We start from the raw sequence: 900 nt of genomic DNA, 5'->3' as shown, positions 1-900 counted from the left end.
CGCCATCCACCCCGCCGCGTTGTGCGACGCCGACGCCGCGGTGGCCGTCCCCCTGGCCGCCGACGGACGCGCCGGGTCGTATCGCGCTGCCTGGCCGCCCCCGCCAGCGCTCACGAGTGAGGAACCACCCCCATGCACAGCACCCCCGTGAACGACACCGCCGCCCCTCCCGAAACCCGGAGACGCCGCAGGTCCAGGGCCGTCCTCCGCACCAAGCCGTTCATCGGCGCCTGCGCGGTCGCGCTGGCGGCGGCCACGGCCGTCCTGCCGGGGACCGCCTACGCCGACACGACCATCTCCTCGAACCAGACCGGCAGTGACGGCGGCTACTACTACTCCTTCTGGTCGGACGGCGGCGGACAGTCGTCCATGACCCTGAAGGGCGGCGGCAGCTACAGCACCAGCTGGAGCAACGTCGGCAACTTCGTCGCCGGCAAGGGGTGGAGCAACGGCGGGCGCAGGAGCGTGAACTACTCGGGCAGCTTCAACCCGTCCGGCAACGCCTACCTCGCCCTCTACGGGTGGACGTCCAACCCGCTCGTCGAGTACTACATCGTCGACAACTGGGGCACCTACCGGCCCACCGGGACGTACAAGGGCACCGTCACCAGCGACGGCGGCACCTACGACATCTACGAGACCACCCGGACCAACGCCCCCTCCGTCGAGGGCACGAAGACGTTCCAGCAGTACTGGAGCGTCCGGCAGTCGAAGCGCACGGGCGGCACCATCACCACCGGCAACCACTTCGACGCCTGGGCCAGCAAGGGCATGAACCTCGGCAGCTTCAACTACTACATGATCCTCGCGACGGAGGGTTACCAGAGCAGCGGCAACTCCAACATCACGGTGGGCGGCACCAGCGGCGGGGGCGACGGTGGCGGTGGCGGTGGTGGCGGC

Annotated in this window: 1 protein-coding gene; it reads left to right on the top strand. The window is 69.9% G+C overall.

Going from position 1 to position 900, the window contains the following annotated elements; genetic code table 11:
- Nucleotides 1–132: 132 nt before the first annotated feature.
- On the top strand, nt 133–900 hold a 768-nt coding region (locus E1284_RS40920; RefSeq protein ID WP_131945470.1), incomplete at its 3' end, for a glycoside hydrolase family 11 protein.

It is taken from the genome of Actinomadura bangladeshensis, assembly GCF_004348335.1.
In the GTDB taxonomy this organism is placed as follows: domain Bacteria; phylum Actinomycetota; class Actinomycetes; order Streptosporangiales; family Streptosporangiaceae; genus Spirillospora; species Spirillospora bangladeshensis.
The sequence above is the reverse complement of the archived record's forward strand: the minus strand, read 5'-3'. Positions and strand labels throughout refer to the sequence as shown.